Here is a 22,311-nt window from a genome sequence, read left to right as displayed (position 1 = left end):
TGCATTACTTTAGCAACTTCTAAGGTGTGTTTGACCAATTCATCTTACAACCAAGAATTGGATCACATTCCGTAGAATCCTGGGAAAACCAGAAGCGAGATTAACACCAGTATTTGTATGCCGATAAACGGAATAACACCTCGATAGATATCCATCGTCGTCACTGACTTCGGCGCTACACCTTTCAGATAGAACAAGCTAAAACCAAAGGGTGGTGTTAAGAAGGAAGTCTGTAAGTTCATCGCTACTAAGATACCAAACCAAGTCATATCAATACCCATATTCAACGCCACTGGCGCAAGAATCGGCACGATGATGAAACAGATTTCGACGAAATCGATAAAGAATCCGAGGATCAGAATCACAATCATAGTGGCAATTAGGAAACCCCATTTGTCACCAGGAATAGCCATCATCCACTCTTCAACTAAGATATCACCGCCTGTGTAGGTAAATGCCATTGAGAACGCAGTCGCACCCAACAAAATAGCAAACACCATAGCGGTAACATTTACCGTCTCTTTTGACGCTTCATATACCATCTTCCAGCTAAATTGGCCGTATAGGAACGCCAGAACCATAGCACCTGCACCACCTAAAGCGGCCGATTCCGTTGGAGTAGCAACACCAGCGAATATAGAACCTAGTACAACAATTATTAGTGCTAATGGGGGTATCACGGCTTTCAGTGCCGAAATAACCTCTTCTTTACGTGATATTGATTCATCTCTACCAATTGGCGCTGCCGCTTCCGGATGCAGTTTTGCATAGATGAGGATGTAGACGATGTACGCTCCGACCAAAACTAAACCCGGCCATAATGCCGCTTGGAACAAGTCACCTACCGGTACACCTAATACGTCACCAAGCAGGATCAACACGATTGAAGGCGGAATAATTTGACCAAGAGTTCCTGACGCACAGATGGTTCCGCACGCAAGGCCTTTGTCATAGTTATATTTGAGCATAACTGGCAATGAGATAAGCCCCATTGCAACAACCGATGCACCAACCACGCCTGTGGATGCCGCGAGCAATGCGCCTACTAGAACAGTAGAAATAGCAATACCACCGCGCACACCACCGAACAGGCGCCCCATGGATTCAAGTAATTGTTCCGCTAATCGCGTTTTTTGTAAAACCAAACCCATAAAGACAAACAGAGGCACAGCCATTAGTACCGTGTTCTGCATAATGGATTGAATGCGATATGGCATAAAAGCAAACATGTCGATGCCTTCTGCCCAAACGCCAAATATCAGTGCGATCCCGCCGAAAGTAAAAGCAACGGGGAAACCTAGTAGTAACGCAAAAAGCGCTACAAAAAACATCACGATTCCGATCATTGTTATTTCCTTTTACTTCGAATCTTTAAAATTGGTGTGCAAAAGCTGAGGGTTCACGATGCGATTTAGCGAATGCAAAATCATTCCGATACCACTCATCGCCATGAAGAAGAACGCTACCGTGATTAAGCTTTTAATGATCCATCGATAAGGTAATCCGCCCGGATCGCCGGATGTTTCACCAAGGGCATAACTCTCTTTGGCGTAGTCGATACCGAAGTAAGCCACCAGAAAACAAAAAGGCAGTAACAAAATGATTGTGCCGAACAAATCGATAACCGCTTGAGCTTTATTAGATAAACGCTCGTAGAAGATATCCACACGAACATGCCCACCCGCTTTCAAAGCGTATGGAATACCAAGCATGAATACTGCTGAAAACAGATGCCACTCCAACTCTTGGAAGGCGATAGACACATCGTTAAACGCGTAGCGCATCACAACGTCATACACCACGTTCGCAACGAGTAGAACGAACAAAATGCTGGATAACCATCCAAGAAAATCGCTCATGCGATTAAACAGTCTTTCGATATAGATGAGACTTCTCATTCCCGACTCCATGGAATTTGCAAAGGTGCTCCGCTTAACAATTCAGTTGTAGTGACTATTGCTTGCTAGCGGAGCTTAATTATATTTCTTGGGCTTCTCAGTAGCTTTTATGCAAACTACTGTGTTTTATGGAAGCTATTGCGTTTTATAAAAGCTATTGCGCTTCGTTGTTCAGGTAGGCGCGCATAGAGATATCAGTCCATTGGCGAACATCTTTCAGATAATTTGCTTGTGACTCTTGGATCTCTTTTGCTAGAGGATCTTGCGCTGCATGTTCAGCAAGAAGACGACCGTTCGCTTCACGAAGTGCTTTGATTACTTCTGGCGGGAAGTCTTTTACTTTCACGTTTGGATATTCAGTCTTGATTGAAACCCAGTTCTTACCGCTTTCATGTACAGATTGCGCATACATGTCGTAAGCCGCTGTACGCATTGCTACACGTAAGATTTCACGTAAGTCTTCAGGCAGTTTTTCCCAAGTACGCTTGTTAACTAAGAATTGCAGCTCAGTTGCTGGTTCATGCCAACCTGTGTAGTAGTAAGGCGCGATTTTGTGGAAGCCCATACGTAAGTCTAGAGATGGACCAACCCATTCAAGTGCATCGATAGTACGACGTTCTAGTGAAGTATAAAGCTCTCCCGGTGCAATGTTGGTTGGCTTAGCACCTAACTCAGCCAGTACTTCACCAGCGAAACCTGGAATACGCATTTTCAGACCTTTAAGGTCTTCAAGTGAGTTAATCTCTTTCTGGAACCAGCCACCCATTTGGATGTCAGTGTTACCACCTGGGAAAGAAAGCATGTTATGTGGTTCGTACACTTTCTCCATCAGCTCCATACCTCCACCATTGTAGAACCAAGCGTACTGCTCAGGTGCTGTCATACCGAAAGGCATAGAAGTGAAGTAAAGAGTGTTTGGAACCTTACCTTTCCAGTAGTAAGACGCTGAGTGCCCCAAGTCATATTGACCTGATTTCACCATGTCGAAAACACCTAGCGGTGCTTTATGTTTGTTTGCAGAATCGATACGAATTTGCAGACGGCCGTTAGACATTTTTTCAGCCATAGCCGCCATGTTCTTCGTTGCATCACCAAAGATTGGGAAGTTTGGTCCCCACGTTTCAGCCAGTTTTAAGCGATACACTTTGTCTTCAGCAGATGCTGATGTAGACAACAAAGCAAAGCAAGCAGTTAGCGCTACTACACTCGTTGTCATAACTCGTTTTACAGATTGATGGATAAGACTCATTGTTCACGTCCTTTTGTTATTGGTCGGTGCTTTGGTACTTCAATAGCACTTCAGTTCAACATCACTTTGGGTGAACTTTTATCAATAAAAAATGAGCAAGATTACGCAAACAAATAACATCTTAAGCATCATATAAAACCATAGTCTTACGTATATTTACGTAGGATAAAACAAATAAATACTCTATCTAACTGTATTATTAAGATATTATTTAAATCATCAAATGAGTTACATGTATTAATACGTAATAACTTTTCCAGACTGAAAATTTGCTATTAGTTTTCAAAATTGTGACAAAGCACAGTAAGTGCTTAGATAGATTGTCATCGAGACGATTGAAATGAAAAAGCCCCGGTCAAAACCGAGGCCTTTTACTTAGATTGTGTCTCGTCCTGAAATGTGTTTACACATTGAGGACGAATTATGACTACTTCACATAATCTCTACGTTAAACGCACTCAGCGTGATTACACACTAGGCTTTAAATTACAGGTTGTTAATGCTGTTGAAAAAGGCGACATGACTTATAAACAAGCCCAAGCTATCTATGGTATTCAAGGTCGTTCAACGGTTTTAACCTGGCTACGAAAGTTCGGAAAAATGGACTGGACGCAAAATCCAAGGAAGAACGCCATGCATAAAACAACGAAACCCAATGAATCCCCAGCTCAAAAAATTAAGCGGCTTGAAAAAGAGTTGGAAGATGAACGAATAAAAAATCTCTTTTTAAATGAAGTCGTTGATATTCTTGACGCTGAGCACGGGACTAGTCTCAGAAAAAAGTATATCGCCAAGGAGCAAGAGGCCTTCAAAAACAGGAAGGACTGAGCCTAGCTCGAGTCTGTAAGTTGTGTGGTATATCGAGGCAAAGCGTTTATCAAAGAGAAAAGCGAGCCGCTCACCGTCAGGTAGAGCTCATCCCTATCAAACAGATGGTTCTAGAACTTCGGCGCTATATGCCTCGAATAGGGACTAGAAAATTGTATTCCTTACTCAAACCAAAGCTTCAAGAACAAGGAATCAAGCTAGGTAGAGATGCACTTTTCGATTACTTACGTGACGAACGCCTTCTCGTTCAGCCTAAGCGCAGTTTTACGAAGACGACAAATAGTCGACATTGGATGAAAAAACATCCTAACTTGCTGAAGGGCTACAAGCCTCATCATCCCGAAGATGTGTTGGTGAGTGACATAACCTATGTCCAATCTGATGAAGGCGTGCATTATCTCTCGTTAGTGACTGATGCCTTTAGTCGTAAAATTATGGGCTATGAACTTAGCAAAGAAATGAAAGCGACGGATGTTGTAAAGGCTTTGGATATGGCGATAAGGACACGTCGATATGGTTGCTCGTGTATCCATCATTCAGATCGCGGGCTTCAATATTGCTCAGGTGTTTACCAAGATAGATTGAAACAAGGCACAATCAAGCCATCCATGACGGATGGTTATGACTGTTATCAGAATGCGTTAGCAGAAAGAGTAAACGGCATCCTGAAACAAGAGTTTTTACTTTATGAGTGTAAGGATATCGTTGAGCTTAAGCAGTTGGTAAAGGAATCAATCGACATCTATAAGAATATGAGACCACATCTTAGTCTTGGGATGAGAACCCCGAATGAGGTGTATGAAAAAGCCAACTGCTAACGCAGTTGGCTTAGTATAAAACTGTCAACGTATTTTAGGACGACACATTGGACAAGAACAAACTACGCAGTTTTGTAGATTACTTTGTTACCCGCTAATTGCTCTTTCACTACAAGGTTTTCTTCTAGAAGCTTTTTAAGTGCACCGGTAGCCCAAGATGCAGCTTTAGATTCTTCTTGACCAGCTTCTAGACCAATCGACTTAGGATTAATGCCTTCTACATTGTTAGCAACAATTTCAAGTACCTGCTGTTGCTTAGGCGTTAATGCTACGTCCACTTTAGCCGCTACTGCTTGAGCAACAGCTTTCTCAACCGCTGGTTTTACTACTTTTTTTTCTACAACTTTCTTTTCAGCTGCAGGTTTCGCAGTTTTCGTTGCTGAAGATAGGTTCGCTACAGTCGCTTTAATACGCTTTTGCAATTTAGCCTGCACTTTGCGTTTATGAGCAAGTCTCATCGAGTATGTCTCCATTTCACTGCTTTTATCGCAGTGGTGAAAATTTGAAGCGCGTTTTATATCAAAATTCTGTTGATATTTGTAGGGTTGAGGTCAAGTTCTCCGGCAAAAATGCCGCTATCTCTCGTTTATGACTACAATTCATACAAAGGTCTTTTTGTTTCCTACAGTTGCATTACTGGGGATAAAAACAGTTTATTGAGGATTGATGTAGTTTCTATGCAGAGCATTCATATCGCCAATCATCATTTTGATTTACGCTCCCCCCATGCAAAATGGGTAGGTGTTATCGCGTTAGTCTTAGCTCTGGGATTGGTCATTTGGTCACCCAGCTGGCGACAAGCCGTAATCGCAGTAACGTCTATCGGCGTGTTGCTCTTGGTTGGTTACTGGCTAATAAGGAAAAGTCAGGTTGGATACACTTTTACCTCTACTCATTTTCAACAACATCTCTTTCGCGGTGGATGGGTTGTACGTTGGAACAACATCAGCAAAATAGGCATTTGTACTTTCGAACAAGAAGGTTGGCATCACCCTCTTCCTTGGATTGGGATCAAACTAAAACATTATTCGCCATACCTAGATAGTATCTGCCCACGTATCGCCTCTGAGATTCTGCTTAGCCAGCGTGCATTGCTCTATCTTGGCGCTCGGCAACAAAATCAGGAAACAAAATTTGAAGATATAGTGTTGGATTCCCAGCAGTACAAAGAGTCTGCCACCAAAATCTATTCAGGCTTAATGGCGATGTTAGCCAATAGAATGAAGTATCAGCGCCAATACTACGATTATGACGTGTTTATCTCAGCGAATGATTTGGACAGAAGTGCAGAAGAGTTTGTAGGTCTAGCTCGGCGCTATCTTGCCGCTGCCGAGCCAGAGAATAAAGATCAGTAAAGAGGCATCTCATCAGCCACATAATGATTGTGCAATCTTTCATGACCGAAAGTAGATTTTGGTCCGTGACCTGGAATGAAAGTAACATCATTCCCCAGCGGCCACAGTTTGGTTTTGATGGAAGTCAGCAAATCACCGTGATTACCTTGTGGGAAATCGGTACGACCGATGCTGCCGTGGAACAATACATCTCCAACAAAGGCCAATTTTGCTTCTTCACTATACAAAACCACATGACCCGGTGTATGACCCGGAGTGTGAATCACCTGAAGAGTCTGCTTACCGAAAGTTACCGTATCACCTTCATCTAACCAAGTATTTGGTTCGAAAGCTTCTGTGAGTGGAAAACCAAACATTTGGCTTTGCCCTTCTAACCCTTGCAACCAGAAGTTATCTGCTTTATGTGGCCCAACAATATCGACATTACCAAGTTGTTCAGCTAGCGCTTCCGTACCTCCAACATGGTCTAGATGACCGTGTGTAAGTACGATATGAACCACTTTCACGCCGAGTTGATCAATCACAGCTTTCAATTGTTTGACGTCACCACCCGGATCGACGACCACTCCTTCCATGGTTTCATCACACCAAACAATTGAACAGTTTTGAGCGAAGTGAGTCACTGGGACAACTTGATATTGTAAAGACATAAAGCAAACCTTGTTCGATATTCGAAATTGTTCGAACTATGCCACTAGCGCCTTAGTTTGACAAGTTAAGAGCCCTGCCAGCTGCGAACTGGACCAGTGTCAATATGCACAAATCCGCTACGAGGGTAATAACCAACACCACCAGCATTTAAACTTAATGCAGCTTCATGAACTTGCTTCAGCGACAGGCCATCCAAGCGGAAATCGAAAGCTTTACCTAACATGTGGTAGCTCTTCTGAGCAACACCACCGTTCGAATTATTACGTAGCATTTCATTTGTAGCAGGAGATCGGTAACCAGAAATAATCTGCACTTCTGCCTCACATCCAATTAAGGTCTGAATACGAGTTAGTTGGTCGAATAACCCTTTATCCATAGGGTAAACTTCGTTACGGCGGAAGTCGCGGCAAATGTGATTTAGTCTTTTTAGTTCTGAGCGAACGTAACGATGACCGTTGAAATAGCAACTTTCTAACGTTTCGCCTGTATGTAAGTTGTTTAAAGCTAACACACGCGGTTCAACAGGAAGGGAAGCGTGAGCAATCGTAGGTGCACAGGCCGCAACCACCAAACCACTTCCAGCAAATTTCAAAAAATCACGTCGGGATACAATCAAACCTACACCTTTACCACTGGTTAAATTTCTGACAGAGCGCGAAACTTAACGAACTCACCAGTGAAGGTCAAATGCATATTCTATGCACGAAATCACTCTTATGAATGATTTTATAGGTTACCTATTGAGCAAAAAGAAAAAATTTTTTATGTAAATTTTCAGTAAACTTTGAAGTGGATTCAAATGCCGACTTTGACTGCCGGCATTTGTCCATCATCCGCGAGTTTGAGAATCGAAGCGGTAAACATCGTCCCTATATTGAAGCGTTCCACCTTCATACCATACGGTTTGATAGATGATGTGAACTGGAATTCTCTTCTTCAATGCAATGGATTTGTTGCTCGGCTTTTGATCTTGCTGAAGCTTTGATTCATCCATTCCCTGAGTTTCAAAGATCTTAGCGGCAAAAATTGAGGCATCTTGCACACGGATACATCCCGAACTGAACGCTCTGGAAGTATTGTTAAATAGGTGCTTACTCGGAGTATCGTGCAGATAAATGGCTCGCGAATTCGGTGTATTAAACTTATACAAGCCTAACGCATTTTGATGTCCCGATTGCTGACGCATTCGGTATGGGAAGGTATCAGGGTCAACAGTAGCCCAATCAATCCCTTTAGGATCAAGCGTTTTATCTGAGTTCCAACTTTTTATAATATCGATATGGTGACGGCTAAAGTAATTAGCATCTCTTTTCGCCAAGGGAAGAATATCTTCTACCATGATCTTTCTTGGTACATTCCAAGTCGGATTCAATATGATGGAATCAAGTTTAATCGACATCAGCGGTGTTGGGCGCTTGACACTGCCTACCACCACTTTTGATGAGAACACTGGTTTACCCGAGTACCAATACTTCATATCAAAACCCGGAATGTTAACCACTATGACCGTATCTTCTTCCTGTGACCACAAGCGACTACGCTCAGCATTTAAAGCCAATAAAGATAAACGAGATTTAACTGATAAGTTGAGCCATTTTAAGGTATCAGGTCCGATAATTCCGTCTGACTTTAAACCATGCATACGCTGAAAACGCTTAACTACCTTAACTAAACTGTTGTCATACCATGAGACCTTGTCGCTGACCTGACTCATATCGATGTTTACTAACGACAATCGTTGAACCAACAAGTCTCGATCGCTCAGCTTATCGCCTGGTTTGATTAAGCCTTTATGGTTATAGCGTGGAATAGTGGTGTTTTCCTGCGGCAATAAAGCGCTATATGCAGCCATCAACGGCTTATATGAAACATCGCTCGGTGTATATGATTGGACTAGTTCGCCAATGCCGTTGGTTGTTACTGCGACTTCAAGGGAAACAAACGCGTTTTCACTGGGTAATGGAAGATTATAAGTTAGCTTTTTGCCTTCAAAGAACCACTGCTGACCCAGCTTTGCTGCTTGCTCTGCGTAGCTCAAGTACATAATCAGCGTATCTGTGGCTAACAAATCATATTCAAACCATGCATTCTGCTCTTGGTATTGCTGAAGTTGGGCTAAGCGGCGATCGAAAAGAGGACTTATAGCGGCACGATGAATCACTTCGAGCTGCTGCTCAAACTTCTGAATAGTGGCCAAATCGATCCAGATAAGTTGACCGTTATTTTCATGATAAACACGCTCAACTCTCTCTGGATATGCTAACTGCGATAAAACTGGCGAATTGGGTTCAATCCAACCCAATTCTGAAAGCCGTTTTTCTGCTGCTGAAATCGATACACTGAACAGAATCAGCAACACTGCAAAAAAACGATTTTTTTTCATATATCTACGCCCAACTCAACAACCTATAGATTGAGTATGGCAAAGAATTAGCCAATTGTTATGACAAAATTAAACAATTGCTGACCAGTGATTATCCCATTGCACATTTGATACGACCGTTGTCGCGCCATTAGGATACTGGTTCTTCACTACCAACCCAGCACCAGAGCTTACCTGAAATTGTTCACCATGCACAACAACACCAGAAGCATCTGGCAATGGTGCTAGTTCGACCAATCGACGCGTTTGCTTAGACCATATGCCATAGCAGTTCCCAACCGGAGAGGTCGCCAAAATCCATTTATCCGTTGCAGCAATACTCGCTATGTAGTGGTTAAAACGAGCCCACTCTTCTGGTTCTGCTAGTAGTGGCTGCATTTCTCCACCTCGAGTATGCATTGCAATTAATGATGGTGAATCTTCAGGCTGCCCGCGATATTGCTGACCACACAGAACTGTTTCGCTTCCATCATGAGCGAGGTGACGAATACTCAAGTGGTGGTCAGGAAGAGATACCTGTTCAAGCACTTCGCCATTCATAGATAGATACGTCAGACTCGGTGCCATAGTGTCGATGTTTAAAGGTTCACGACCATTGGTATGAACGCCTCCGACACCAATAGCTAAAGTATCATTCGGCATCATGATCACTTCGTGTGGGCCAATTCCAAATCCGGTTAACTCAGCCGTTTTCTTATAGCCGTCTTTGACGTCATAAACACCAATGATACCTCGACTGGTGCCACGCTCACCTTCTGTAGCAAACAGCAATGTGCCGTCATTCGAATAAACACCGTGACCATAAAAATGTCGCTCAGAACCCGATAGATTGAGCGTAATCATCTCGCCAGTTTGATAGTCAAACACCATCATAAACTCCCCCGGACGTCGCCCAAAGGCAACAGCTTGAGAAAGCTGCGGATGAATAGCCACACCATGACCTCTGGCAGGAAGAGGCAACTGAGCTATTGCTTGGCCTTCTTTATCAGCGATTACAGCACTAAACTGGTTGCGGCTTGTCACAGCGCAACCAATCAACGCAGCTTGCTTCTGGGCAGAACTAGCACAACCAAACGGTAGCAGTGGCACACAAGCGCCGAAAAGTGCCGCTTTTAAGAGTGAGCGGCGAGTATTATCAGTCACCATCTGTTGCATTAAACCCTATTACTACATCCAACTCGACTGACACTTCGTCGTGCAACAAATACTTCAACTGATCCATTTTGTTGTATTGAGAAAGCACAATTCGGTAGCCATCTTTTGTTTGCAGTAAGTCAAACAGACTGCCCTCTTCTGGCCATGCTTCGACTAAGTTTGCATACTGTGTTTTTACTCGGTCGGCTAAATCGATTAAGCCACGATCTCTTAGCATTTGATCGAGGCCATTTCCGTTCGACAAGTACAACGATTGCATCGCTTCAACATTCGCTTTTAAGTTATACATTGAAGTTTTAGAGCGCCATGATTCAGAAAAATAAGGGCGTGGTTTGCCGATGTTCGCTAATGGTCGGCTTAACTTGGACATGGAAAACTCTAGCTGATTAGAAAGCAGAGCAATGTATTCAGACTTCCATGATTGTTCATCAAGTTTTGTCCATGGATTTGTACGCCACGCTTTTTCAATCGTGTCAGCTCTGTTTGCGAGGTTTTCACTGATCGCGGTTGCAGACATACATGCTTGAGCTTTTGAAGAAGCCAGTGGCGATTTTGGGTCGTAGATCAACCACTCTAGAGCGCCTAGACCTTGAACTGTCACGCTATTTTCTGCGATTTCTTCGGCTGTCCAAGACTTATCCTGCTTAGTAAGTGCAGTCATCTTTAGGCCAGTAGTATTTTTCTTGTCTGGCCAGAACTGCACATTCCAGCTTTGCGCCAAGGCATCAGCAGGGCCACGCTCCTGACCTTGTAGCGCCATCCAAGCAAGCATAGTTGTATGCCATTGTTGTTTAAGTTCCGAATTGTCGGCAACATCAGCTTCACAATAGTTCACGAATGCCTGTGCCAGAGAATGCGCCTGAACCGAAAAATGATTGGCTGCCTGATATTCTACCAAGTAGGTTGATTGACTCACATGCTGCGTCTGATCGGCATATGATGCCGTTTGATTCGATTGGCATGCTGTTAAACTCAATACCAATATACTTGGTAAAAAATGTTTGAAGGTCATATAAACACCTAACAAAGAATGACTTTATAAAGAATTCAAAAATGCGATTAAAGCTTCTCGTTCTTGCTCATTGAACTGAAGTACTTTTTCTTTGGCTTGTTGAGCTTCGCCGCCATGCCAAAGAACCGCTTCCATAAGATTTCGAGCTCGTCCATCGTGTAAGAAGTAAGTGTGGTTGTTTACTTCTTCTGTATAGCCGATACCCCATAGCGGTGGTGTCCGCCATTCATTGCCTGACGCAAGAGCTTCTGGTCGGCCATCACTTAATCCCTCACCCATATCGTGTAACAACAAATCTGTATATGGATGAATAGTTTGTTCTGACAGTGCAGGTCTAGATTCCACTTTCGCTGTTTTAATGTCAGTTTTGTGGCAATTGTTACACCCTACTTCAGCAAACAACTTTTTACCATGCTGTACTGCCGGAGCATCAACATTACGACGCACTGGTACGGCTAAATGTTGCGAATAAAACTCCACGAAGTCGAGTATATTGTCACTAACCTCTGGTTCACCACCATTTGGGACTTCATTACAAAGAGACTGATGGACTGTACAGTTTTCCATTGGGAAAAGGCTGCTGGTCAATCCTAAATCGCCATTGAATGCAGCTGCATTTTGCTGCATCAATGATGGTTGCCCTGCTTTCCAACCAAAACGACCGACAACTTTTTTATCACCACGGACATCCCAAACTCGGTTTACGCGACCAGAGATACCGTCGCCATTAGCGTCGTCCTCATCTTGCCAAGAGAGAATCGTCTGCTCTGGTATCGCCTCTAATAACCCTAGCCCAATCATAGGTGGGGCTACACGCGCTGAGAATAGAGTCTTAGGATGCAGTTCTCCATAACCGAGGTTTTGAATGGAAAGTTTGGGTTTACGTAGCAGTACAGGTGTTCCATCGGCAAACTTCACAACCACTTCATCATAGGAAATATGTATAGAACCTTCCGCTTTTTTCCCTGGAAGTGCAAAATCTTGCAATTGGTCACCGTAGACTGGCTCAGGAACTACCCCTGCTTTGTCATAAATCGCTTTCTGTTCAGCGGTTTCTGCCGGAATACTTAAACGAACAAGCATAGATACCGCTTGTGTATCATTGGCTTCTGGAGGATGGCCACGACCATCTTTAATGTGGCAGTTCTGACAACCATTAGTATTAAACAGTGGACCTAAACCATCGCGAGCATCGGTTGAAGAAGGCGCTGGAACCCAAGGATTACGGAAAAAACTGTTACCTACGCTAAAATCCAAGCGTTTTGACATAGGTAAGTTGGAGGCTGGTAAGGAATAAGCGTTAGGGCCAGCTTTGGTCGTACTTGTACTGCCACCAGATTTCACGTCTTCAGCCAGAGCTTGGCAAGATGCCAGACTTAATAATAGTGCTGAAAAATACGATTTCATTACATCTTTCTCGTTATTATAAAAAGCAAGAAACCCAACCATCAGAACCTACGAAAAGAGGCCCAATGATTGGGTATAAATGGGCACTTACCATGAATTAAAGTATGGATGAGAGCTCACTACGACAACCAGATTAAAACTCGTGGTCAGCGTTATCTGGGTTCAGATTATCGATACCAATAATGGTTGCTGCACGTTCGATCGAAGCGGTTTGAGCAACTAAGCCAGTAATTGCATTGTTAACCAGCGCGTTACCAGCAGCGTTATCAGCAGCAATTAACTGATCAAAGTGTTGATTATTTTGTTCCGCTGATTTTACTAACTCACCCACTTTCGCACGAGAAGCTTCAAATTGAGCCAAAATATCTTTCGCTGCTGCTGCATCTTTATTTGCAACGAGATCGTTGATGCTTGGACCAGATAGCTTAGTACCATCCGCACGTGAGTATGAACCGGTGTAGATGTTGTAGATACCTTGCTCGTTGAAGTAGTGAGAGTTGTGAGTGTTATCAGAGAAACAGTCATGCTCATCTTCTGTAGAGTTAGCTTCTAGAGCCACTTTCATACGCTCACCAGCAAGTTCGCCAAGAGATAGCGAGCCCATACCAAATAGCATCTTGCGGATACCATTAGTAGCAGAATCAGCTAGAAGCTCTTGACGATAGTTTCCTTTCTCTTCAGCAGACCACTGCTTCTCCATCCATTCTAAATCTTGAACAAGAAGCTGAACTGACGCTTTTAAATACTGTGCACGGCGATCACAATTGCCGTTAGTACATGCAGCACCTTGCACATAATCGGTATATGCACGAGCACCAGCGCCTGGGTTAGTACCGTTTAGGTCTTGGCCCCACAGTAGGAATTCAATTGCATGGTAACCAGAAGCAACGTTCGCTTCTGAGCCGCCTACTTCATTTAAGCTAGCAATAAGCTCAGGAGTAATTGTTGATGCGTCGATAGTTGTCGCACCAATAGTAATTGATTTATTACCGATAATGTTCGCGCTTGCGCCTTCGTTACCAAGTTCGTACTGGTAATCTGTCGCTACATAGTCGATCAAGCCTTCATCCAAAGGCCAAGCGTTTAGCTGTCCTTCCCAGTCATCAACTACAGCGTTACCAAAACGGAAAACTTCAGACTGTTGGTAAGGAACGCGTGCAGCTAACCAAGCTTTTTTAACATCTTGGAGTTTTGCTTCTGATGGCGCAGATAGAAAAGCATCTACTGACTTTTCAAGGCCTTTCGCTGTAGATAATGAGTCAGCGAACACTGCATGTGCAATGTCAGCATAGTTTTCTACAACTTGTTGTTGGGTAACAGCAGCCATACTTGAAGCACTAGCTAGAGCCAAAGAAGCGGCGATAGATTGGACTAAAAACGATTTCACTTTCATTGAAGCATCCTTGTTGAGCAACTATATTTGTAGTGCTAATTATTCTCATTTGCACTATTAGTTACGCATAATACGAATTTACATTTCATTTGCAAGCTGTAACAAAAAAAACCTCACCAAAGTGAGGTTTTTTCATGCAAAAGTAACAAGTCGCTTTGTTTTATCACGACCAAAGGTCATAGTTTTAAGTCGTGCTTTCCGTGCGATATTTTTGCTTTCAAGTAGTTTTCATTACCAGACTTAATATGAGCAGCCGTGTTGACCACTTCGACAATCTCGATTCCGTGATCTTTGAGTTCGTTAACTTTTTTAGGGTTATTAGTAATTAGTCGAATTTTGCAAACACCTAGAGCTTTTAGCATCTGTGCTGCTTCTGTGAAATCACGAAGGTCATCGCCGAAACCCAAGTGGTTATTCGCTTCATAGGTATTCATACCTTGGCTCTGAAGGCGATACGCATCGATCTTATTGTAAAGTCCAATACCTCTGCCCTCTTGGCGCAGATACAAAATGATTCCGCCAAACTCACCCATTTTCTCAATGGTCTCTTCAAGTTGTTCGCCACAATCACAACGCGATGAATGAAACACGTCTCCAGTTAAGCACTCAGAGTGCATGCGAACCAATGGGACTTCTTGAGTCTTATCTACGGATTTAAAGATGACAGCAACATGTTCTTTGTCTGTTTGTAGTCCTTTGAAAGAAAGGATTTCAGCATCAATGCTACTTTTTGCGCCGACTTTAAAGTCAACTCTGGCTCTTACTTCCGCCATATCTGTACTCACTTCACTCAAAAATTACTTATGCATGGTTGTTAATAATTTATCTTCTTTTCACACACAACATCACTATAGCTCTGCTGTAATGAAAAACCATGCATTCGAATACGTTAATCTTGTCATAACTATGGGGATTGACACCCAAGTTTTCAATGAAAAGATCATACTCCGTTTATCTACTTTAGTAACCTCTCGATACAGGCTTTACGAGAACCACTTAATGAGGTTGTTATAATATAACAATTTCACAAAACGGCAATAAAAAACCCAGCTGTATAAGCTGGGTCAATACATGAGACTGGCTTAGCTGTTTTGAGTTTTTTTCCACATAGTGAAATCAATCCAAATTTGTTCTAGCTCTTTCAACTCTTCCGCAGTTAATAGCGATAACGTCGATTTAGACTGAGTAGCAGTGTATGGTTGCAGAGAACTAATTTGTTCATGAAACGCTTCCTTCAATTTATAAATCATCAGTTGGTCCACTGCCTCAATCCACTAATAAGCATTAATTCTCAAAAATAATACCATTTAAAATTCAATTTTGTGACAAAAAACAAATTAATGGAACGATTATCACACTTTACATTTGATATTTTTTGATAGTTGCTTTTGATCAAAATTATCTCGATAGATCAATCACCTTGCTATTTAGATCACCTACATCTCAACTAAAAATATTCCTTATAACTATATTTAATTTATTTTCATGCACTTTTTAAAAGTGGATTATTTCAGCGCCATACATTAACAATCACTAATAAACATCCTTATTTAAATGAAGTCTGAGCAAAAGACACAGCTCGTTAAAATATGCTCACTTGGGTATTTCACAATAAAAAAAACCGAGTATTAAATACTCGGCTTTTTAATTTCTAAGAAGATTAATTATTCTGAATCGCTTTCGCTATCTGATTCAGTATTATCGGTATCTAGAGAATCGTTTGATTCTAATGACTCATCTTCAATCTCAACACCTTCTTCCCCTTCAGGAAGTTCGGTCTCTTCAATTTCTTCAATACGCTGTAGACCAACAACTTTCTCATCTTCCGCTGTACGGATAAGCGTTACACCTTGAGTGTTACGACCAACTTGGCTCACCTCAGCAACACGAGTACGTACTAGCGTACCTGCGTTAGTGATCATCATGAACTCGTCGCCTTCTTCTACTTGTACCGCACCGATGACTAGACCATTACGCTCAGAGACTTTAATTGATACAACACCTTGTGTTGCACGGCTCTTCGCTGGGTACTCACTCAATACTGTACGCTTACCGTAACCATTTTCAGTTACTGTCAGTACATCACCGTCAGTCTTAGGTACGATTAGAGAAACAATTTGATCGTTACCATTCAGTTTCATACCACGAACACCAGCCGCAGTACGTCCCATCGCACGAACTTGTTGTTCATTGAAGCGAACAACTTTACCCGATTGAGAGAACAACATAATGTCGTTATCACCGTCAGTAATATCAACACCGATCAGTGAATCTTCATCACGTAGGTTCAGAGCAATCAGACCATTAGCGCGTACGTTGGCGAATTGATCCAGAGAAGTCTTCTTAACCGTACCGTCACCGGTCGCCATGAAGATGAACTTATCTTCACTGAACTCAGTTACAGGTAGAATCGCAGTAATACGCTCGTTTTCTTCTAGCGGTAACAAGTTAACAATTGGCTTACCACGAGCTGTACGGCTCGCTAAAGGCAATTGATATGTCTTCAGACGGTAAGTCTTACCACGCGTAGAGAAACATAGAATGTTGTCATGCGTATTCGCAACAAGTAGACGTTCGATGTAATCTTCGTCCTTCATACGAGTTGCACTCTTACCACGACCACCACGACGTTGAGATTCGTAATCGCTTAGTAGTTGGTACTTAACGTAACCTTCATGAGACAGTGTTACTACCACATCTTCACGAGCAATGAGTTCTTCCATGTCGATATCATGGCTAGCTGCAGTGATTTCAGTACGACGAGCGTCACCAAAACCATCACGAACTGCTTCTAATTCTTCACGGATAACTTCCATCAAACGTTCAGTGCTACCAAGGATATGCAGTAGCTCTGCAATTTCTTCTAGAAGCTGTTTGTATTCATCAAGGATCTTCTCATGTTCTAGACCCGTTAAACGGTGTAAACGTAGTTCTAGAATCGCTTGAGCTTGTTGCTCTGTTAAGAAGTATTGACCGTCACGAATACCGTATTGTGCTTCTAGCCACTCTGGACGAGCGGCATCAGTACCTGCACGCTCAAGCATTGAAGCGACATTACCTAGATCCCAGCCACGTGAAATCAAACCAGTTTTAGCTTCTGCTGGCGTTGGTGCTTTACGAATCAGATCGATGATGTCATCAATGTTAGCTAGTGCTAGCGCCAAGCCTTCAAGGATATGTGCACGCTCACGAGCTTTACGTAATTCAAAAATAGTACGACGAGTAACAACTTCACGACGGTGGTCAACGAAGCACTTAATCATCTCTTTCAGGTTAAACAACTTAGGTTGACCGTGTTCAAGGGCAACCATGTTGATACCGAAAGTGGTTTGAAGTTGAGTGTTAGCATATAAGTTGTTCAGAACAACTTCAGCAACTGCGTCACGCTTACATTCAATAACGATACGCATACCATCTTTATCAGATTCGTCGCGTAGTGCACTGATGCCTTCAACTTTTTTGTCTTTTACAAGTTCTGCAATTTTCTCAATCAAGCGAGCTTTGTTAACTTGATATGGAATTTCAGAAACGATGATCGTTTCTTTGCCGCTTTTATCAGCTTCAATTTCAGCTTTAGAGCGCATGTAAACTTTACCGCGACCAGTCTTATAGGCATCGATGATACCTTTACGACCACTGATCAATGCTGCGGTTGGGAAGTCTGGGCCTGGGATGTAGTCCATCAACTCATCAATCGTGATGTCTTCATTGTCGATGAAAGCCAAACATCCATTCACAACTTCAGTCAAGTTGTGTGGCGGAATATTGGTAGCCATACCTACCGCGATGCCTGACGCACCGTTTACAAGTAAGTTAGGAACTTTTGTTGGCAGTACAGCAGGAATCTGCTCAGTACCGTCGTAGTTATCTACGTAATCTACCGTTTCTTTATCTAAATCAGCCAACAATTCATGGGCGATTTTAGCCATACGGACTTCGGTATAACGCATCGCCGCAGCTGAGTCGCCATCAATAGAACCAAAGTTACCCTGACCATCCGCTAGCATATAGCGAAGTGAGAACGGCTGCGCCATACGTACGATAGTATCGTATACAGCACTATCACCATGTGGGTGATATTTACCGATTACGTCACCTACCACACGAGCAGATTTTTTATATGGTTTGTTCCAATCATTGCCCAACACGTTCATTGCAAATAGAACGCGACGGTGTACTGGTTTTAGACCATCACGCACATCAGGAAGAGCACGACCAACGATAACTGACATCGCATAGTCTAGGTATGAACCTCGAAGCTCATCTTCAATGTTTACGGGCGTGATCTCTTTAGCTAGATCGCTCATAGAGCCTATATCCCTCTATAGTTTGATCGGTATATCCAGACAGTGAGCTATTACTATAAATAAGCCTAATAGACACTGTTTTCCAATTTCCAGATATTATTGATACTTATAAGGTGAAAAAATATAACACAACTTATTACGGTTCGGCATAACTTTCATTGCCCTTTTATCAGGTTGTGATGTTTGTTGCTTCTAAAATGTAGAGAAATTACACACTTCTCCCATATCCAACTGATAAGTGGCTATTTTTTGCTCATATATTTCCTAAACAGCCAATTCTTGATGAAACAAACCGAGAACAACTGGTTTGATTCATTGATAACGTTATAATGCCGACGTAACCACGGATGAGTATTAAAGGCAAATTCAATATGACGATAACTCAAAATCAAAACGTCGACCCTAACGAAATAAAAAAATTTGAGGACATGGCCTCTCGTTGGTGGGATCTCGATGGTGAATTTAAACCTCTTCATCAAATCAACCCTCTTCGCCTTAATTACGTGCTCGATAAAAGTGATGGTCTTTTTGGCAAAAAAGTTCTCGATGTGGGCTGTGGTGGAGGTATTTTAGCTGAAAGCATGGCAAGAGAAGGTGCCGAAGTCACTGGGCTAGATATGGGAAAAGAACCATTAGAAGTTGCTCGTCTTCACGCACTAGAAACCGGTACTAAGCTAACCTATATACAAAGCACGATAGAAGACCATGCTTTAGCAAACCCACAGACATATGATGTTGTAACTTGTATGGAGATGCTGGAACACGTACCTGATCCGCTATCTGTTATTAAGTCTTGTGAAGCGTTGGTGAAACCAAACGGGCATGTCTTCTTCTCTACACTAAACCGCAACTTTAAATCTTACTTATTTGCGATAGTCGGTGCAGAGAAGTTAATGAAGATAGTCCCTGAAGGTACGCATGACCACGAGAAGTTTATTCGTCCTTCTGAACTACTAAAGATGGTCGATCAAACACATCTTCAGGAGCAAGGTATTACAGGCCTACTTTATAACCCGCTCACAGACACTTATCGTCTAGGTAAGAATGTTGATGTGAACTACATCGTACATACGCGTTTATTCTAATTTTCTCATCCAAAAGTTGAGGGTTTATAACCCTCAATTTCTTTATTAATATTTTCATTTTTATGCACATTTTTCGTGCATTCTGTTCCATTTTGATTCAACGAAAATAGAGAAAAATTTTTGACGAAAGATCAAGGAAATTTTTTTTTGATCGGTTACGAATAAACCAATCTTGAAAGCTCGATTTTTTACAATCAACTCTGTTCTTAGATCATCAGTTAGTGCCTACTAACGTTTTTTTTTATTTTCCAAGTTATCCACAAAGTTTCCCCTAAACTGTAACTTGCATTAAAGGTGCTATAGCACTATGTTGTAACTCGAACACTGATGCACCCCTATATGTAGTGTCTAGGTCACTACATATAGGAAGAGCATAATCACAAAACCGTCAATAATTTTACAAGAATTACATAAAAAAACGGTTTTAATCAGTTTTGTTAGGGAAATGAAGCAGAATGAACCAACAACTCACTGTCACTAAGCGTGATGGCCGCAAAGAAACTATTGATCTGGATAAGATCCACCGAGTTATCACATGGGCAGCTGAAGGTCTACAAAATGTCTCAGTATCACAGGTGGAACTTCGTGCACACATTCAGTTCTACGATGGCATTACCACATCAGACATCCATGAAACTATCATCAAATCTGCAGCCGATCTGATCTCTGAAGAGAGCCCAGATTACCAATATTTGGCTGCGCGATTAGCGGTATTCCATCTACGTAAAAAAGCTTATGGTCAGTATGAGCCACCAACACTGTTAGAACATGTTTCTTCATTAGTTGAAAAAGGCAAATACGATAAGCACCTGATGGAAGATTACACGCGTGACGATTTCATCAAGTTAGATAGCTTCATCGATCACCGTCGTGACTTGAATTTCTCTTATGCAGCGGTAAAACAGCTTGAAGGTAAGTACTTCGTACAAAACCGTGTGACAGGCCAAATTTATGAGAGTGCTCAGTTCCTATACATTCTTGTAGCAGCATGTTTATTCGCGAAATATCCAAAAGAAACACGTTTGGACTACATCAAACGTTTCTATGATGCGACGTCAACATTCAAGATTTCTCTACCTACACCGATCATGTCTGGTGTACGTACTCCTACCCGTCAGTTCAGCTCATGTGTACTAATCGAGTGTGGTGATAGCCTAGATTCTATTAACGCAACGGCAAGCTCGATTGTTCGTTACGTTTCACAACGTGCTGGTATTGGTATCAACGCAGGTCGTATTCGTGCATTGGGTTCAGAAATCCGTGGCGGCGAAGCTTTCCACACAGGTTGTATCCCATTCTATAAATACTTCCAAACAGCAGTTAAATGTTGTTCTCAAGGTGGTGTTCGTGGCGGTGCAGCAACTGTTTTCTACCCTCTATGGCACGGCGAAGCTCAATCACTATTAGTACTAAAGAACAACCGTGGTGTTGAAGAAAACCGCGTTCGTCATATGGACTATGGCGTTCAGCTAAACAAACTGATGTACCAACGTTTAGTGGAAGGTGGAAACATTACTCTGTTCTCTCCTTCTGACGTACCTGGACTTTACGATGCGTTCTTCCAAGATCAAGACGAATTTGAGCGTCTATATGTGAAGTACGAGAACGATTCTTCAATTAAGAAGACAACTGTTAAAGCTCTAGAAATGTTTACGCTGTTAATGCAAGAACGTGCTTCAACAGGTCGTATTTACATTCAAAACGTTGACCACTGTAATACTCACAGCCCATTTGATGCAGCTGTTGCGCCGGTACGTCAATCGAACTTATGTTTGGAAATTGCATTACCGACAAAACCTTTAACAAATGTTGAAGATGACAACGGTGAAATCGCGCTTTGTACTCTTTCTGCATTCAACCTAGGTTCGATTGAACACCTAGATGATTTTGAAGAGCTAGCTGACCTAGTTGTTCGTGCTCTTGATGCCCTATTGGATTATCAAGACTATCCGCTTCCAGCTGCGTACAAGTCAACGATGAACCGTCGTACTCTAGGTGTTGGTGTAATCAACTACGCATACTACCTAGCGAAAAACGGTGTTAAGTACTCAGACGGCAGCGCGAATGCTTTGACGCACCGTACTTTTGAAGCAATGCAATACTACTTGCTCAAAGCGTCGGTACAACTAGCAAAAGAGCACGGTAAGTGTCCTCTATTTGACGAAACAAATTACGCGAAAGGCTTGCTACCAATCGATACCTACAAGCGCGATCTAGATAAAATCTGTGATGAAGAACTTCATTACGATTGGGATGCGTTACGTACAGAAATCATGGAGCACGGCTTACGTAACTCAACTCTGACTGCACTAATGCCTTCTGAGACATCATCTCAGATTTCAAATGCAACAAACGGTATCGAACCACCTCGTGGTTACGTATCAGTAAAAGCATCAAAAGACGGTATTTTGAAGCAAGTTGTTCCAGAGTTCCTAAAATACAAAGAAAACTACGAGTTGCTTTGGAACATCGGTTCTAACGATGGTTATCTACACCTTGTTGGTATCATGCAGAAATTCGTTGACCAAGCTATTTCAGCGAACACAAACTACGACCCTAGCAAGTTCGAATCAGGCAAAGTGCCAATGAAGAAACTGCTGCAGGATCTTCTGACTGCATACAAGTTTGGTGTGAAAACGCTGTACTACCACAACACTCGTGATGGTGCGAAAGACGAGCAAAAAGATGTGGTTCAACCACAAGATGACGACTGCGCAGGCGGTGGTTGTAAGATTTAATCTTATTGACTCGAACTTTTAACTGATTTGAA

General features: G+C 42.3%; 18 protein-coding genes. 4 read left to right on the top strand and 14 right to left on the bottom strand.

Going from position 1 to position 22,311, the window contains the following annotated elements; translation table 11 throughout:
• Positions 1–62 precede the first annotated feature (62 nt).
• The 3 genes from ACOSVQ_RS05175 to ACOSVQ_RS05165 form a co-directional block, all read right to left on the bottom strand.
• Positions 63–1,346, bottom strand: coding sequence for a TRAP transporter large permease (locus tag ACOSVQ_RS05175; protein WP_491981504.1), 1,284 nt, complete (start codon positions 1,344–1,346; stop codon positions 63–65).
• 12 nt (positions 1,347–1,358) lie between these two features.
• On the bottom strand, positions 1,359–1,898 hold the full coding sequence (locus ACOSVQ_RS05170; protein WP_165311541.1) for a TRAP transporter small permease subunit: 540 nt from the start codon (positions 1,896–1,898) through the stop codon (positions 1,359–1,361).
• Positions 1,899–2,052: 154 nt separating this feature from the next.
• Positions 2,053–3,147 carry a TRAP transporter substrate-binding protein gene (locus ACOSVQ_RS05165; protein ID WP_491981503.1) on the bottom strand — a complete coding sequence of 365 codons (1,095 nt, stop codon included), beginning with the start codon at positions 3,145–3,147 and terminating at the stop codon, positions 2,053–2,055.
• Between the two features lie 423 nt (positions 3,148–3,570).
• Between ACOSVQ_RS05165 and ACOSVQ_RS05160 the strand changes: the two genes are divergently transcribed.
• A protein-coding gene (locus ACOSVQ_RS05160; protein ID WP_491981502.1) for an IS3 family transposase occupies positions 3,571–4,793 on the top strand; the annotation gives its coding sequence in 2 pieces (ribosomal slippage) (positions 3,571–3,942 and positions 3,945–4,793; 1,221 coding nt in all).
• A 62-nt stretch (positions 4,794–4,855) separates the two neighbouring features.
• Here the strand turns inward: ACOSVQ_RS05160 and ACOSVQ_RS05155 are convergent.
• On the bottom strand, positions 4,856–5,251 hold the full coding sequence (locus ACOSVQ_RS05155) for a MarR family transcriptional regulator (protein WP_491981501.1): 396 nt from the start codon (positions 5,249–5,251) through the stop codon (positions 4,856–4,858).
• A 219-nt stretch (positions 5,252–5,470) separates the two neighbouring features.
• On the opposite strand from ACOSVQ_RS05155, the gene ACOSVQ_RS05150 reads away from it, so the two are divergent.
• Positions 5,471–6,148, top strand: a complete 678-nt coding sequence (locus ACOSVQ_RS05150; RefSeq protein ID WP_491981500.1) for a DUF2982 domain-containing protein — start codon at positions 5,471–5,473, stop codon at positions 6,146–6,148.
• Here ACOSVQ_RS05150 and ACOSVQ_RS05145 read toward each other — a convergent pair.
• From ACOSVQ_RS05145 to gyrA, 10 genes are all read right to left on the bottom strand, one after another.
• Positions 6,142–6,798 carry an MBL fold metallo-hydrolase gene (locus ACOSVQ_RS05145; protein WP_491981499.1) on the bottom strand — a complete coding sequence of 219 codons (657 nt, stop codon included), beginning with the start codon at positions 6,796–6,798 and terminating at the stop codon, positions 6,142–6,144. The genes ACOSVQ_RS05150 and ACOSVQ_RS05145 overlap by 7 nt on opposite strands.
• A gap of 65 nt (positions 6,799–6,863) precedes the next feature.
• Positions 6,864–7,415, bottom strand: coding sequence for a peptidoglycan L,D-endopeptidase MepK (mepK, locus tag ACOSVQ_RS05140; protein WP_491981498.1), 552 nt, complete (start codon positions 7,413–7,415; stop codon positions 6,864–6,866).
• Between the two features lie 213 nt (positions 7,416–7,628).
• Entirely contained in the window at positions 7,629–9,182 is a 1,554-nt protein-coding gene (locus ACOSVQ_RS05135; RefSeq protein ID WP_491981497.1) for a L,D-transpeptidase family protein, read from the bottom strand.
• A gap of 69 nt (positions 9,183–9,251) precedes the next feature.
• Complete coding sequence (locus ACOSVQ_RS05130) at positions 9,252–10,337, bottom strand: DUF1513 domain-containing protein (protein ID WP_491981496.1); 1,086 nt, start codon at positions 10,335–10,337, stop codon at positions 9,252–9,254.
• Complete coding sequence (locus ACOSVQ_RS05125) at positions 10,318–11,349, bottom strand: imelysin family protein (RefSeq protein WP_491981495.1); 1,032 nt, start codon at positions 11,347–11,349, stop codon at positions 10,318–10,320. The genes ACOSVQ_RS05130 and ACOSVQ_RS05125 overlap by 20 nt, the downstream gene beginning before the upstream one ends.
• Positions 11,350–11,373: 24 nt before the next feature.
• Complete coding sequence (locus tag ACOSVQ_RS05120) at positions 11,374–12,756, bottom strand: di-heme oxidoreductase family protein (protein ID WP_491981494.1); 1,383 nt, start codon at positions 12,754–12,756, stop codon at positions 11,374–11,376.
• A 133-nt stretch (positions 12,757–12,889) separates the two neighbouring features.
• A complete protein-coding gene (locus tag ACOSVQ_RS05115) occupies positions 12,890–14,149 on the bottom strand; it encodes an imelysin family protein (protein WP_491981493.1) in 1,260 nt (419 codons plus the stop codon).
• A 176-nt stretch (positions 14,150–14,325) separates the two neighbouring features.
• Positions 14,326–14,922 carry a GTP cyclohydrolase II gene (locus ACOSVQ_RS05110; protein ID WP_491981492.1) on the bottom strand — a complete coding sequence of 199 codons (597 nt, stop codon included), beginning with the start codon at positions 14,920–14,922 and terminating at the stop codon, positions 14,326–14,328.
• Positions 14,923–15,231: 309 nt separating this feature from the next.
• A complete protein-coding gene (locus tag ACOSVQ_RS05105) occupies positions 15,232–15,411 on the bottom strand; it encodes a hypothetical protein (protein WP_491981491.1) in 180 nt (59 codons plus the stop codon).
• Between the two features lie 402 nt (positions 15,412–15,813).
• Entirely contained in the window at positions 15,814–18,456 is a 2,643-nt protein-coding gene (gene gyrA, locus ACOSVQ_RS05100; protein WP_491981490.1) for a DNA topoisomerase (ATP-hydrolyzing) subunit A, read from the bottom strand.
• A gap of 371 nt (positions 18,457–18,827) precedes the next feature.
• Between gyrA and ubiG the strand changes: the two genes are divergently transcribed.
• Complete coding sequence (ubiG, locus tag ACOSVQ_RS05095; protein WP_491981489.1) at positions 18,828–19,541, top strand: bifunctional 2-polyprenyl-6-hydroxyphenol methylase/3-demethylubiquinol 3-O-methyltransferase UbiG; 714 nt, start codon at positions 18,828–18,830, stop codon at positions 19,539–19,541.
• A 455-nt stretch (positions 19,542–19,996) separates the two neighbouring features.
• Positions 19,997–22,279, top strand: a complete 2,283-nt coding sequence (gene nrdA, locus ACOSVQ_RS05090) for a class 1a ribonucleoside-diphosphate reductase subunit alpha (protein ID WP_491981488.1) — start codon at positions 19,997–19,999, stop codon at positions 22,277–22,279.
• The last annotated feature ends 32 nt before the right edge of the window (positions 22,280–22,311 follow it).

This window comes from Vibrio sp. HM8-C (genome assembly GCF_058630515.1).
Note: the sequence above shows the minus strand (reverse complement) of the source record. Positions and strands in the feature narration are given on the sequence as shown.